This is a genomic window from Pseudomonas sp. V98_8 (assembly GCF_029967975.1).
Taxonomy (GTDB): domain Bacteria; phylum Pseudomonadota; class Gammaproteobacteria; order Pseudomonadales; family Pseudomonadaceae; genus Aquipseudomonas; species Aquipseudomonas umsongensis.
This window is the reverse complement of the sequence record NZ_JASCAE010000063.1, coordinates 1-12696: the sequence shown is the minus strand read 5'-3', so window position 1 is coordinate 12696 and position 12696 is coordinate 1. Positions and strand designations below refer to the sequence as shown.

Annotated in this window: 11 protein-coding genes; 9 read left to right on the top strand and 2 right to left on the bottom strand. The window is 61.2% G+C overall.

Annotated elements, in window-relative coordinates; all coding sequences use genetic code 11:
- Nucleotides 1–303 precede the first annotated feature (303 nt).
- From cysD to QLG10_RS20875, 9 genes are all read left to right on the top strand, one after another.
- Complete coding sequence (gene cysD / locus QLG10_RS29640) at nucleotides 304–1896, top strand: sulfate adenylyltransferase subunit CysD (RefSeq protein ID WP_349016958.1); 1593 nt, start codon at nucleotides 304–306, stop codon at nucleotides 1894–1896.
- Nucleotides 1896–3809: a sulfate adenylyltransferase subunit CysN gene (gene cysN, locus QLG10_RS20910; protein WP_282487952.1), complete on the top strand. Its 1914-nt coding sequence runs from the start codon at nucleotides 1896–1898 to the stop codon at nucleotides 3807–3809. Before cysD ends, cysN begins: the two co-directional genes overlap by 1 nt.
- A 73-nt stretch (nucleotides 3810–3882) precedes the next feature.
- The gene (locus QLG10_RS20905) at nucleotides 3883–4995 is read left to right on the top strand and encodes a DUF1214 domain-containing protein (RefSeq protein WP_282487951.1); all 1113 of its coding nucleotides are present in this window, start codon (nucleotides 3883–3885) and stop codon (nucleotides 4993–4995) included.
- Complete coding sequence (locus QLG10_RS20900; protein ID WP_282487950.1) at nucleotides 4992–6179, top strand: sulfotransferase; 1188 nt, start codon at nucleotides 4992–4994, stop codon at nucleotides 6177–6179. Before QLG10_RS20905 ends, QLG10_RS20900 begins: the two co-directional genes overlap by 4 nt.
- Nucleotides 6180–6197: 18 nt before the next feature.
- A complete protein-coding gene (locus QLG10_RS20895; RefSeq protein ID WP_151142818.1) occupies nucleotides 6198–6914 on the top strand; it encodes an EthD domain-containing protein in 717 nt (238 codons plus the stop codon).
- Nucleotides 6915–6936: 22 nt separating this feature from the next.
- Nucleotides 6937–7392, top strand: coding sequence for a nuclear transport factor 2 family protein (locus QLG10_RS20890; protein ID WP_110755032.1), 456 nt, complete (start codon nucleotides 6937–6939; stop codon nucleotides 7390–7392).
- Between the two features lie 20 nt (nucleotides 7393–7412).
- Nucleotides 7413–7880 carry an SRPBCC domain-containing protein gene (locus QLG10_RS20885; RefSeq protein ID WP_151142821.1) on the top strand — a complete coding sequence of 156 codons (468 nt, stop codon included), beginning with the start codon at nucleotides 7413–7415 and terminating at the stop codon, nucleotides 7878–7880.
- A 39-nt stretch (nucleotides 7881–7919) separates the two neighbouring features.
- Nucleotides 7920–8711, top strand: a complete 792-nt coding sequence (locus QLG10_RS20880) for an SDR family oxidoreductase (RefSeq protein WP_188265537.1) — start codon at nucleotides 7920–7922, stop codon at nucleotides 8709–8711.
- Between the two features lie 82 nt (nucleotides 8712–8793).
- The gene (locus tag QLG10_RS20875) at nucleotides 8794–9249 is read left to right on the top strand and encodes a nuclear transport factor 2 family protein (RefSeq protein ID WP_020801155.1); all 456 of its coding nucleotides are present in this window, start codon (nucleotides 8794–8796) and stop codon (nucleotides 9247–9249) included.
- A 187-nt stretch (nucleotides 9250–9436) separates the two neighbouring features.
- Here the strand turns inward: QLG10_RS20875 and QLG10_RS20870 are convergent, their stop codons facing one another.
- Together QLG10_RS20870 and QLG10_RS20865 are read right to left on the bottom strand one after the other, a co-directional pair.
- Nucleotides 9437–10819: a DUF1329 domain-containing protein gene (locus QLG10_RS20870; protein WP_177411684.1), complete on the bottom strand. Its 1383-nt coding sequence runs from the start codon at nucleotides 10817–10819 to the stop codon at nucleotides 9437–9439.
- Between the two features lie 92 nt (nucleotides 10820–10911).
- Nucleotides 10912–12594, bottom strand: coding sequence for a class I adenylate-forming enzyme family protein (locus tag QLG10_RS20865; RefSeq protein WP_282487949.1), 1683 nt, complete (start codon nucleotides 12592–12594; stop codon nucleotides 10912–10914).
- Between the last annotated feature and the right edge of the window lie 102 nt (nucleotides 12595–12696).

Sequence of the window (12696 nt, the reverse complement as noted above, 5' to 3'; positions counted from 1 at the left end):
GGCAATCAGTTATCCGTTGCGCAGATCAACCAGCTGCGCCTGCGTGCCGTGCAGTTGCGCATCGGCGGCAGCACGCTCAAGACCATCAGCCAGGACACCGGGCTCTCATCGCCAACCATCATCTCTGCCTACAAGGCGTGGCAAGCCGGTGGCTGGAGCGCCGTGCCCGTACGCGAACGTGGGCGCAAGCAAGGTGAAGGCCGCAGTCTCAGCGCCGAACAAGAACGCAATATTTACCAATTGCTGGTCAGCACGCTGCCGGAACGGCACCAGCTGCCGTTCCGGCTCTGGCAACTGGAAGCGATGCAGGCATTGGTCAAGCGTCTGCACGATATCGACCTGCCAGAACGCACCGCCGCCCATTATCTGCAACGCTGGCAGCTCAATGCCGAGCGCCCGGCCAAGCGTGTCGCCAATGCTTCGCTGGCGGTGCAGCGCTGGTACCGCAGCACCTACCGCGACATTCTCGAACAGGCGCGTACGCAGAACGGCGAGATCCACTGGATCGATGACTACGGTGCGCGCAACGACCAGGGCAAGCTCAGTTACGGGGTGCTGCGCGCGGTCAGCAATCGCGGCAAGGTGCTCTGGCTGCCTTACGAAGACGGGTTGCGCGCCCCCCACCTGGAAGGGTTCTTCGACCGCCTGTGTTGCTCGGCCGAACGCAAAGTCTTCGCCCTGCTCTCGGGCATGCATTGGCAGCGCGCCGCGACCTTTATCACCTGGGCCGGCGAACGCGCTGAACGGCTGCATCTGTTCCATCTGCCGCAAGCCAGCGCAATGCTCAGCGGTGCCCGCGAACTGGCGACCCAGATCAATCAGCAAGCCGCGCGCGTCAGCCATGACGATGTGCCAACGACCATCGTCCCTGCCCGGCCCCGCGACCCCATGCTGCAGATGTTGCGCCTGATGTTAAAACATCAAGTCGCGCATAAGTCCGAATCGCAGCAGTTGTACGTTGATAAACGACAACAACAAAAAGCGAGAGGAAAATCTATGACGCTTACCCACCTGCAACGACTGGAGGCCGAGAGCATCCAGGCAATGCGCGAGGTTGTCGCCGAAGCCGACAACCCGGTCATGCTCTACTCCGTCGGCAAGGACAGTGCGGTCATGCTGCACCTGGCGATGAAGGCCTTCTACCCGGCCAAGCCGCCCTTCCCATTACTGCACGTCGACACCACCTGGAAGTTCCAGGAGATGTATCGCTTCCGCGATCAAATGGTGGCCAAGCTCAACGTGGACCTGCTGACCCATATCAACCCCGAAGGCATTGAAATGGGCATCAGCCCGTTCAAGCACGGGTCGCAGATCCACACCGATATCATGAAGACCGAGGGCCTGAAACAGGCGCTGGATCACTACGGTTTCGACGCGGCCTTCGGCGGTGCCCGTCGTGACGAGGAGAAATCCCGGGCCAAGGAACGGATTTTTTCCTTCCGCTCCGACCAGCATCGCTGGGACCCGAAGAAACAGCGCCCGGAACTTTGGCACCTGTACAACACGCGCAAGCACAAAGGCGAGTCGATTCGCGTCTTCCCCCTGTCCAACTGGACCGAGCTGGACATCTGGCAATACATCTACCTGGAAAACATCCCGATCGTACCGCTGTACTTCGCCGCGCCGCGCCCGGTGGTCGAACGTGACGGCATGCTGATCATGGTCGATGACGATCGCATGCCGCTCAACCCGGGTGAAGTGCCGATGATGCGCAACGTGCGCTTCCGCACCCTGGGTTGCTACCCGCTCACCGGTGCCGTCGAATCCGACGCCGACACCCTGCCCAAGATCATTCAGGAAATGCTGCTGACCCGCACGTCCGAGCGTCAGGGGCGAATGATCGACCACGACTCGTCCGCATCGATGGAGAAGAAAAAACAAGAGGGGTATTTCTGATGGCACACGTATCTGACCTGATTGCCGAGGATATCGGCCAATACCTCAAGGCCCACGAGCACAAGAGCCTGCTGCGGTTCATCACCTGCGGCAGCGTCGACGATGGCAAGAGCACCCTGATCGGACGCCTGCTCTACGATTCGAAAATGCTCTTCGAAGACCAGATGGAAGCGCTGGAGGCCGACTCGAAAAAAGACGGCACCCAGGGTGGCGAACTGGACTTTGCCCTGCTGGTGGATGGCCTGGCCGCCGAGCGCGAGCAAGGCATCACCATCGACGTGGCCTACCGTTTTTTCTCCACTGACCGGCGCAAGTTCATCGTTGCCGACACCCCGGGCCATGAGCAGTACACCCGCAATATGGTGACCGGCGCCTCCACGGCCGACGTGGCCGTGGTGATGATCGATGCCCGACGCGGCGTACTGACCCAATCCAGGCGTCACAGCTACCTCGCCTCGCTGCTCGGTATTCGCAAGGTGGTATTGGCGGTCAACAAGATGGACCTGATGGACTACTCGGAGAAAGTCTACAACGCCATCGTCGATGACTATCGCGCCTTCGCCAAGCAGATCAACCTGCAGGATTTCACCGCGATCCCGATGTCCGCGCTGCGCGGTGAAAACATCACCGAGCAGAGCGAGCACATGCCCTGGTACCGCGGCACCACGTTGATGGGCTATCTGGAAACCGTTGAGATCGACGAGGCGCACCAGCAGAAACTGGCGTTCCGCATGCCGGTGCAATGGGTCAATCGCCCCAACCTGGATTTCCGTGGTTTCACCGGTACCATCGCCAGCGGCGTGATCCATCCCGGTGACCGCGTCCGTGTCTTGCCCGCCGGGCAAGAGAGCCGGATCTCGCGCATCGTTACCCTCGATGGCGACCTGCAACAAGCCGTGGCCGGGCAGTCCATCACCCTCACCCTGACCGACGAAGTCGATTGCAGCCGCGGCGATGTACTGTCCACCGCCGAAGACCCGGCCAGCGTCGCCGACCAGTTCCAGGTCAGCCTGGTCTGGATGCACGAACAGGCGATGCTCGCCGGCCGCCCGTACTTGATGAAGATCGGCGGCAAGACACTGTCGGTCACCTTGGCGGCGCCCAAGTACAAGATCAACGTCAACACCATGGAGCACTTGGCGGCCAAGGAACTGGCGTTGAACGAGATCGGCGTGTGCAACCTGTTCACCAGCCAGCCGATCGCTTTCGATGCCTATAAGAACAACCGGGAAACCGGCAGCTTCATCCTCATCGACCGCCTGACCAACGCCACCGTCGGTGCCGGCCTGATCGAGTTCTCCCTGCGCCGCTCGCAGAACATCCATATGCAACACGTGGATGTGAACAAGAAGGCTCGCGTCGAACAGATGGGCCAGCAGCCGGTGCTGCTGTGGTTCACCGGTTTGTCGGGGGCCGGCAAATCGGCCATTGCCAACCTGCTGGAAACCCGCCTGTACGCCCGCGGCCGCCATACCTACCTGCTCGACGGCGACAACGTGCGTCACGGCTTGAACCGCGACCTGGGCTTCACCGACGCCGACCGCGTGGAAAACATCCGCCGGGTAGCGGAGGTGTCCAAGTTATTCGTGGATGCCGGGTTGATCGTGTTGACCGCCTTCATCTCGCCATTCCGTTCCGAGCGCGAGATGGCGCGTGGGCTGCTGCAGGAAGGCGAGTTCATCGAGATCTTCGTCGATACGCCGCTGGCCGTGGCCGAAGAGCGCGACCCCAAGGGCCTGTACAAAAAAGTCCGCCGCGGCGAGCTGAAAAACTTCACGGGCATCGACTCGCCTTATGAGGTGCCGAGCAAGCCGGATATTCATATCCAGACCAGCAAGCTGACGCCCGAGGGTGCAGTGGACCGGATCATCGAGGTGCTGATCGAGCGCGGCTTCATCGGCAAGGAACTCTAGCCCCGACGCCCGGTTCGCCGGGCATCCAGCGAGCACCCTGCGGCGGTGCTCGCCCCATCAAGAGAGTCTAACAATGACAATCAGCTCTATTGACGAACAACAGTTGTTGAGTGGCCAGACCTGGGCCACCTTCTGCGATCACCTCAAGCGCTGCGGCGAGCAGATCCTGCGCCCCGAAGCACCGGCCGATGCAGCCACCCGCGCCGAAGGTTTCCGCTACCTCACACGCCTGCTGCGCATCGGCCTGGAGATGCACATCGAGTTTGCCGACCCGGCCTTTCCCAGCTTTTTCAAGACTTCCCACGAGACCGCGAAGATTGGTGCCGACAACCCGGACAACCTCTACGAGTACTCGCGCCTGGACGGCACGCTGCAATACCGCATCAAAGGCCAGCGCGGCAGCGTCGCCTACCTGAGCTTTGGCACCCAGAAAGGCGGTTACGAAACCGACGGCACCTTGATCCAGACCGGCTTCGTCGACGCCAGCCAACTGCAGGTCGATGCCCAGGGCCATTTCGAAATCATCCTCAGCACCGAGCCGCAACCGGGCAACTGGCTGAAGATGGAAGACGTCACCAATGCCCTGATCGTGCGCCAGACGTTTCTTGACCGTCGCAGCGAAGTGCCGGCCAAGCTGAGCATTGAGCGCATCGGCACCGAGAGCAAGCCCCAGGCCCTTGATCCGGCGACGTTCCAACAGGGCCTGGCGCGGGTATCGAGCTTCGTGGAAAACACCGCGAGGCTGTTCGCCGACTGGAGCCAAAGCTACCTGCCGCACAGCAATCAACTGCCTCCCGCCAACCAGGCGCTCTGCCAGTCCGTGGGCGGCGACCCGAACATCTTCTATTACCACTCGCACTGGGCGCTGGCCGAGAACGAGGCGCTGGTGATTCACATCGACAAGGTGCCGGACTGCGATTTCTGGAACTTGCAGATCAACAACTACTGGATGGAATCGCTGGACTACCGCTACCACCAGATCTGCTTCAACAAACACCAGGCCCGCTACGACGAGAACGGCGGCGTGACCCTGGTACTCAGCGAGCTCGACCCCGGGGTAAGCAACTGGCTGCAAACCGCCGGCGTACGTCAAGGCACCTTGTGCCTGCGCTGGGTCGGCGCCCAGGAGCAATGCCACCCCACCACTCGAGTAATCAACGTGTCTGCCGTGGCGGAGGTCGTATGAACGCACTCACTCGCATTGAAGACCTGACCGTGGAAAACCTGTTGGCCAGCGCCATCGCGCGCACCAATGGCCTGAGCGATTTTGGCGATGACAACTATCGCGAGTCCTTGCAGGCGCTGCTGGTTGCGCTGGCCGCCGAAGCCCGGCTGTCACCGTCCGGCCTGTATTTGCTGGAAGAACGGCTGGTGGGGCAACTGGTCAACCGCCTGGTGATGGAGGACTACCTGCGCCGTTATCCGGAAATAACCGAGATAGCGATCGACGATCCGCTGGTCATCGTGGGCCTGCCGCGCACCGGCACCACCATGCTCCAGCGCACCTTGGCGGTCGACCCGCGCTTCTACTCGGCCGCCTGGTGGGAGACGCGTTTTCCGGCACCGCTGGCCGACGAAACCCTGGCGGTGCCGGCCAAGCGCATTGCCCAGGCCAAGGCCGAGGTCGACCTGATGGCCGAAGTCATTCCGCAGATCCTGGCGATCCACCCTCTGGACGCCATGCTCTGCGACGAAGAGTTCATGCTCATGGAACACTCGTTCATGTGCGCCATGGACGCCTACGTCAATGTGCCCAGCTACACCCGCTGGCTGGACCGGCAGGACCAGCGCCCGGTCTACACCCAGCTGAAAAAAATGTTGCAGTTCCTGCAGTGGCAGAAACAACAACGGGGTGAACCGATGGGCCAGCGTTGGCTGCTCAAAGCGCCGCAGCACCTGCACACCTTGCATTTGCTCCTGGATGTCTTCCCCAAGGCCCAGGTGATTCTGACCCACCGCGAACCGGCCCAGACCATCCCCTCGATGGCCAGCATGGCCCATACCCTGTGGCAGATGTACAGCGACGACCCGGATCCGAAAGCCGCCGGCGAGCAGTGGAACAGCCGCATGGCGCGAGGCATCCGTCACACCATGCAGGTTCGTGATCAACACGCTGCCGAGCGTTTTCTCGACATCAACTTCGCCGACACCGTGACCCAGCCGTTGCACGTGCTGGAGAAGGTCTATGCCTTTGCCGGTCTGCCGTTTACCGATAAAGCCCGCGCCGACGCGCAGGCCTGGCTGTCGCAAAACAGCCGGGAAAAACGCGCCAGCCATGACTACAGCCTGGAGCGCTTCGGTCTTAACGAGGCGCAAATGACCGAGGACTACCGCGAATATCGCGCCCGTCACCTGAGCGTCAATCACTGAACAAGGGCTGGAGTAACCATGGAAAAAATCATGTTGACCTTGTGGAAGCCGACACAACCGAGCGCCGGGCAATGGCGTGCGGATTTGCTTGGCCTACACGACGAACTGGCTCGTGCCGGCGCCAAAAATATCCGTGTCATGGTGGTCGATGAGGCGGTGGCCGCTGCCCACGCACAGCGCATCACCAACAGCGCCGTGCCGCTGGACGGGCTGCTTTCGTTGTGGCTGGACAGTGCCTCGCAATGGCCCGCCATCCAGGCGATCGTGGCGCCGCAGACCCGCCGCCAGGAGGCTTATCTGGTGGTGGAATCCGAGCCCTACCCCGAAGAACGCCAGGCTCGCGCCGCTCAGTACCGGGTGCCGCTTGGCGAGCGCACACCCGGCATGAATCAGGTGGCTCTGCTACACAAGCCCCACCGGCTGAGCTACGAGCAATGGCACGACACCTGGCGCAACGGACACGGGCCCAAGGCCTATCCCCTGCAATCGATTTTCGGCTACCGACAGAACACCGTGGTGCGCTCGCTGTCCTTCGGCGCGCCGGTGCTGCACGCCATTGTCGAAGAAAACTTCCCGCCCGAAGCCATTGGCAATCAGCAGGGGTTCTTCGCAGCCCTTGGTGATCCGGACACCTGCGCAAAGCGCCAGCAGGCCATGTACGAATCGACCAGCCAGTTCATCGACTTCGAGAAAATTGACTGCATCCAAACCAGTGAATACCAACTCAGCGAGTGAGTTGCCCACAAGGAGGCTTTCCATGTTGGATCTAGAAGCAATCGAGCTGATCAAGCAGCTCAAGGCGCGCTATTTCCGCGCCATCGACACCTGCAACCTCTCGATGCTGCAAGACATGCTCACCGAGGACGTAGCCCTTTCGTTCAAGAGCCCGGCCTACGAGTTCCACGTCAACGGCCTGGGCGATGCACTGGACTTCTACCGCACCTCGTTCACCAAGACCCGCCTGGCTACCCACAACGGTCACACCCCGGAAATCGAAGTCAGCGGCGATCAGGCCACGGCGCTCTGGTACCTGAGCTACGTGTTCATCAACCTCGAGGACAACACCCACATGCATGGCAGCGCCATCTACCAGGATCGCTACATCAAGCGCGGCGAGCGCTGGATGATCGCCCAGACGGGTTACGAAACCCTGCTCGAGACGATCCAGCCCTTGAGCGAACACCTGCAGATCACTTCCCGCCCCATCAACTGAACGCACGACAGGAGACCGTCATGGCAAGAGCCGAAAACATAGTGACCTCCCACACAGTGGAAATTGACGCCCCCGCCCGAGTGGTCTGGGAAGTGCTCGTTGACCTGGACAATTACCACCTGTGGAACAGCTTCTGTCCGAGCATCCGCTGTGGCCTGCAGATCGGCGACGAAGTGCATATGCAGGTACTGACTCCCGATACCGGCGAGACCGTCCCGGTCTTCGAGTACCTCGTGGCCTGCGACCCCGAGCAGCTGTTGTCGTGGGAGCAGCGCCCCGTTCCCGAGAACATGGACGCCGCCCGCCGCGACCAGTACATCAAGGCCATCGATGCCAACCGCTGCAGCTATTTCACCACTGACATTTTCCTGGGCCTGAACCAGGACACCATCATGCGTGAACACGGTGCCTGGGTAAAAATCGGCTTCGACCAGATGGCCCTGGACCTGAAACGCCGCGCCGAAGAACTGCACGCCAGTCGCTCCTGAACGCCCTTCCCCGACCAAAACAATAAGAAGGTAATTGCCATGTTGCTCAAAGACAAAGTCGTCATCATTTCCGGTATCGGTCCTGGCCTGGGCATCAAGCTGGCCGTGCGTGCCGCGGAGTACCAGGCCAAGGCCGTGGTGTTGGCCGCGCGTACGCCGGCCAAGCTCGATCAGGCCGAACAAGCGGTGCGCAACGCTGGCTACAGCACCCCGATCCTGAAAGTCCCCACCGACATCACCCAGCCCGAACAGTGCCAGACGCTCGCCGACCTGACGACCGAGCACTTCGGCCGGATCGACGTATTGATCAACTCCGCCTACGCCCATGGCGCCTGGGGCACGTCCAGCGCATCGGCCATGGACGACTGGCGCAGCGCGATGGACGTCAACCTGTTCGGCACCCTGCACATGACCCAGGCCGTGCTGCCACAAATGAAGAAACAGAAGTCGGGCAGCATCGTCATGATCAACACCATGGCCACCCGCACCCCCAACCAGCTTGAATCGGGCTATGCCGTCTCCAAAGGCGCATTGAAAACTGCCGTGCAGTACCTGGCCCAGGATCTAGGCCCGTTCGGCATCCGCGTCAACTCCACCTTCATGGGCTGGATGTGGGGCGCGCCGGTGATTGGCTACTTCGAGAGCGAAGCCAAGCGCCTGGGGGTGCCGATGGAGTCGCTGGTCGAGCAGATCGCCCAACAGATTCCGCTGCGCAAGATTCCTGAAGACAGTGATTGCGCCATGGCCGCGCTGTACCTGGCGAGCGACTACGCCAAGGCCATTACCGGCGCGCAACTGGACGTCAACGGCGGCCACTTCCTGCCCTGCTGAACCCTTCAAGGCGACGTGAACGTCGCCTCTTTTGCGACGGCCATGCGAAGCCCGTGTGGCCCTCCCCCTGGAGATTACCAACATGCTGGATCTCGTTGCCATCGAGCAGATCAAACAGCTCAAGGCCCGCTACTTTCGTGGTGTCGATACCTGCAACCTCGAGCTGTTGCGCAGCATCCTTTCACCCGACGTGAAGGTCCGATTCGACAGCCCGACTTACCAGTTCGAACTCAACGGGATAGAAGAGGCTATCGAGTTCTACCGCACCAGCTTTACCAACCGCCGTTTCGGCATGCACAACGGCCACACCCCGGAAATTGCGGTCAACGGTGATGAGGCCACTGGCCTGTGGTACCTCAACGACGTGTTCATCAACCTCGATGAGCAGACCCTGCTTAACGGCAGCGCGATCTATGAGGATTGCTACGTCAAGCTGGAAGGCGAGTGGCGCATCTTGCGTACCGGTTACAAACGGCTGCTGGAGATGATCGGCCCGCTGGATCCCCAATGGTCGATCACCTCCCAGCCGATCAACTGACTCCCCCCTGTAGGAGCGAGCATGCTCGCGATGAACCTGAGTGCGCTGCGGGGTGTCAGGTTTCCAGCGTTATCGTTAACGACCATCGCGAGCATGCTCGCTCCTACAGGGAACGATCAAAGCCAGAGGGTAAAAAAAAGCCCTATCGCAATGCGATAGGGCTTTTGTCATTGCAACGACCCAGGGCTCAGCGCCCGATCGCCCGCGCCGCATCCGCGGTGTACTGGTCAGGGGTGAATTTGCCTTCGTTGAGAATCGGGCCTTTCTTCGATTCGTTGGTCATGCCATAGCCGGTGTACTGGCCGGAGTTCAGGTCCATGAAGAACTGCGAACCGGCCTGCCAGCCGCTCATGTCAGGGTGGTAGTAGTAGTTGATCATGGCGTGCTTCCACAGCTGCCCACGGGCATCGTAGTTGTCGGCCATGACGGCGTTCCAGGTATCTTCATCGATGAACAGCACACGCTTGCCGTAGACATGACGGAAGCCTTCCTTCAAGTTGGCTTCCACCACCCATACACGGCGCAACTCGTAACGCATGAAGTCCGGGTTGGGATGATTCGGTGTGAGGATGTCGGCGTACTTGACCGTCCCGGTATTAGGCTTGAATGCGTTGGCCGGGCTGTAGATCTCGCGCTTGCCGATCAGCTTCCAGGAGAAGCGCTCCGGTGAGCCGTTGAACAAGCGGTCCTCGTCGACGGTCATGGTGCCGTTGGTACCGATCATCGGCTGATCGTAACCATAACCCGGCAATTGCCGTACACGTCGGGTCGATGGGCTGTAGGACCAGGCCTGACGCGCATCGGTGCCATAGTTGTAGGGTTCATGGGCAATACTGAGGTTACCGTTGTCCCGGGCCGGTTTCAGGGTCATGTTGTTGCTTAGGGCCGAGAGCTTGTCTTCCGTGCGGGAATCGACGGTGGGTGAGTTGGCCAACGACAGGTTACGCGCGTAGGCACGCCCCCAGCCAATGTTGCCGTTGGGCAGGACCGACGCCAGGTCGGAGGTCTTTTCTTCCGTGTAGGCACGGGCTGGCAGTTGGTGGTTCCACAACACTTCCACGCCGCTTTTAGGGATCGGGAACGGCACCTGGCCAATCCCGGTGAAGCCGTCGCCGTTGTTGACCAGCTTGGCGTGCAACGCGTTGTCCATCGCGCGGCGGCAGACGTAATCGGGGTAGCGGAAATCCCGGTGGCCTGGGTAAATATTCATCTTGTAGGTGGTCGGGTATTTCTTCAGCAGGGTCTTCTGCCCTTCCGTCAGGTGCGACTCGTACTGGCTCATGTTCTGCGCAGTGATCACCAGGATCGGCTTCTCCGCAGCATAGGGGTCTACCGGTTGGTCGCCAGAGAACTTCACATGATTCCAGCCTGGCACTTCACCCAGGTACTTGCCGGTGTACGGCGGAATGGTGCCCTCGGCGTTGCCGGCTTGCTCGGCGCCAACACAGGTCAGTTCCTTGCCCAGTTTGGCGGCTTCCTGAGGTGACACCTCGGCGAGCGCAGAACCCATCAGCCCGATATTGGCTGTGACTGCGACCGCGAGCATGAGACCTGTTCTTGTTATTTTCATGTAATGCCTCCTTCGCTGATAAGGCTTTGTGGTGTGTACCCATTGTTCGCGTTCTGCCGGCCCCAACATCGTCCGGAAAGACTAAGGCGGCGTTATGCGTGCAGTTTTTCTTGCAGCTGTGCCTTGAGCACCTTGCCGGTGGCATTGCGGGGCAAGGGTTCGAGTACCCGGTAGACCTGTGTCGGCACTTTGTAAGCGGCCAGGCGCTCGGCAATGAATGCGCAGATCTGCGCCGCTTGGGGCAGCGTCGATGCCTGGCCATGCACGGCCAGCCCCACCGTCTCACCCAGCAGCGGGTCGGCGATGGCGAATGCAGCCGCTTCCAGGACACCGGGCATATCGAGGACGCAGGTTTCAACTTCGGCGGCGGAGATCTTTTCGCCACCGCGGTTGATCAACTCCTTGACCCGGCCGGTAATGCTGAGGAAACCCTCATCGTCGAGGTAACCGATGTCGCCGGTATCGAGCCAACCGTCGCGCAGGCTTTGCGCAGTGGCCTCGGGCAGGTTCCAGTAGGCGCTCATCAAGGTTGGCGAACGCAACCAGATCACCCCGCGAGTGCCCGCCGGCTGCGGCTGCTCGGGGCTGTCACCGATGCGGATGTCGACAATCGGCAATGCCCAACCTGCTGTCGCCGGCTTGTAGACAAACGGATCACCACCAATCGCCGCGCCGATGCCGTTGCTTTCGGTCAGGCCGTAGCCGGCTCCGCCGATGACGTCGGGCTTGATCTTGAGCATGTCGTCGAGCACGTTGGCGGACGATGCGCCGCCGCCCAGGCCCAGACCGAACAGGCTGGCGGTCTGCTCACTGCCAAAGCGCGGCGAGGCGAGCAATTGCTGCATCATCACCGGGGCACCGTTGAACTGGGTGCAGCGCTCGTCGCGAATCAGGTCGATGGCGCGTTCGACATCCCACTTGTACATCAGCATCAAGCGTCGACCGCCGCGCAATGCCGACAAAAACTGCGCATGCAAGCCGCTGACATGGAACAGCGGAACAGCCGCCAGCGTGGTGGGTGGATAACCGCTGTTGATCACCACACCGATACGCTCGGGCGAACTCATGGCGCAAAACGCGCCCTGGAAATCCAGGGCAAACAGCGCCTGGCAGATTGCCCGGTGACTGGACACGACGCCCTTGGCGCGGCTGGTGGTGCCGGAGGTGTAGAGGATCAGCGCTGGTGCGCCAGGATCTATTTCCAGCGTTGGTACAGGATGTGCGGGGGCGCTGATCAAGTCCTCGAAACGCAGGCAGTACTCGGGCAAGGCAGGATCCTCAGCCCCGACGACGATCGTGGCGCGCTGCTCGCGGGCCAGGTCTTCACGCAGGGTATTGAGGCGCGCTTCGTCGCACAGCAGCAAACGCGAACCGCTGTCCTGCAACGCGTATTGCAACTCGTCGCGCAGGCCCCAACTGTTGAGCGGCACACACACCGCGCCGCAGCGCTGGATCGCCGCGAAGGCCACCAGCCATGCCGGCTGGTTGCGCATGGCAATCGCTACCCGATCGCCCGGTTGCACTCCAAAATTGGCAACCATCTGCCCGGCCAGGCGGTCGACCTGGTCGAAGTATTGGTTGAAGGTCAGGCGTTGCGATTGCCACATCAGAAATTCGCGATCGCCGTGGACTCGACCGGCGTCGATGACTTGCAGCAGGTCGTGGGGGGCGTGACGGAAGTAGCGTGGAGCGCCGTCATCGGGCGTCACCACTTCAAAGGGCGAGCCGGGGGCGATCAGGTCGCGCCACGCGGTTTGCCAGCGTTCAATGCTCATTTTTGTTTTCTCCAGAACGGGCGAAGGACCTGTGGGCGCGGTTCGGCATTCAACATCTTCATCGCCTGACACTCCGCCTTCGCGGGCAAGCCCGCTCCCACA

Bases quoted from the DNA above. Each gene is read 5' to 3' on its own strand.
- cysD (WP_349016958.1), top strand. From the start codon at position 304: ATGCAGGCATTGGTCAAGCGTCTGCACGATATCGACCTGCCAGAACGC.
- cysN (WP_282487952.1), top strand. From the start codon at position 1,896: ATGGCACACGTATCTGACCTGATTGCCGAGGATATCGGCCAATACCTC.
- QLG10_RS20905 (WP_282487951.1), top strand. From the start codon at position 3,883: ATGACAATCAGCTCTATTGACGAACAACAGTTGTTGAGTGGCCAGACC.
- QLG10_RS20900 (WP_282487950.1), top strand. From the start codon at position 4,992: ATGAACGCACTCACTCGCATTGAAGACCTGACCGTGGAAAACCTGTTG.
- QLG10_RS20895 (WP_151142818.1), top strand. From the start codon at position 6,198: ATGGAAAAAATCATGTTGACCTTGTGGAAGCCGACACAACCGAGCGCC.
- QLG10_RS20890 (WP_110755032.1), top strand. From the start codon at position 6,937: ATGTTGGATCTAGAAGCAATCGAGCTGATCAAGCAGCTCAAGGCGCGC.
- QLG10_RS20885 (WP_151142821.1), top strand. From the start codon at position 7,413: ATGGCAAGAGCCGAAAACATAGTGACCTCCCACACAGTGGAAATTGAC.
- QLG10_RS20880 (WP_188265537.1), top strand. From the start codon at position 7,920: ATGTTGCTCAAAGACAAAGTCGTCATCATTTCCGGTATCGGTCCTGGC.
- QLG10_RS20875 (WP_020801155.1), top strand. From the start codon at position 8,794: ATGCTGGATCTCGTTGCCATCGAGCAGATCAAACAGCTCAAGGCCCGC.
- QLG10_RS20870 (WP_177411684.1), bottom strand. From the start codon at position 10,819: ATGAAAATAACAAGAACAGGTCTCATGCTCGCGGTCGCAGTCACAGCC.
- QLG10_RS20865 (WP_282487949.1), bottom strand. From the start codon at position 12,594: ATGAGCATTGAACGCTGGCAAACCGCGTGGCGCGACCTGATCGCCCCC.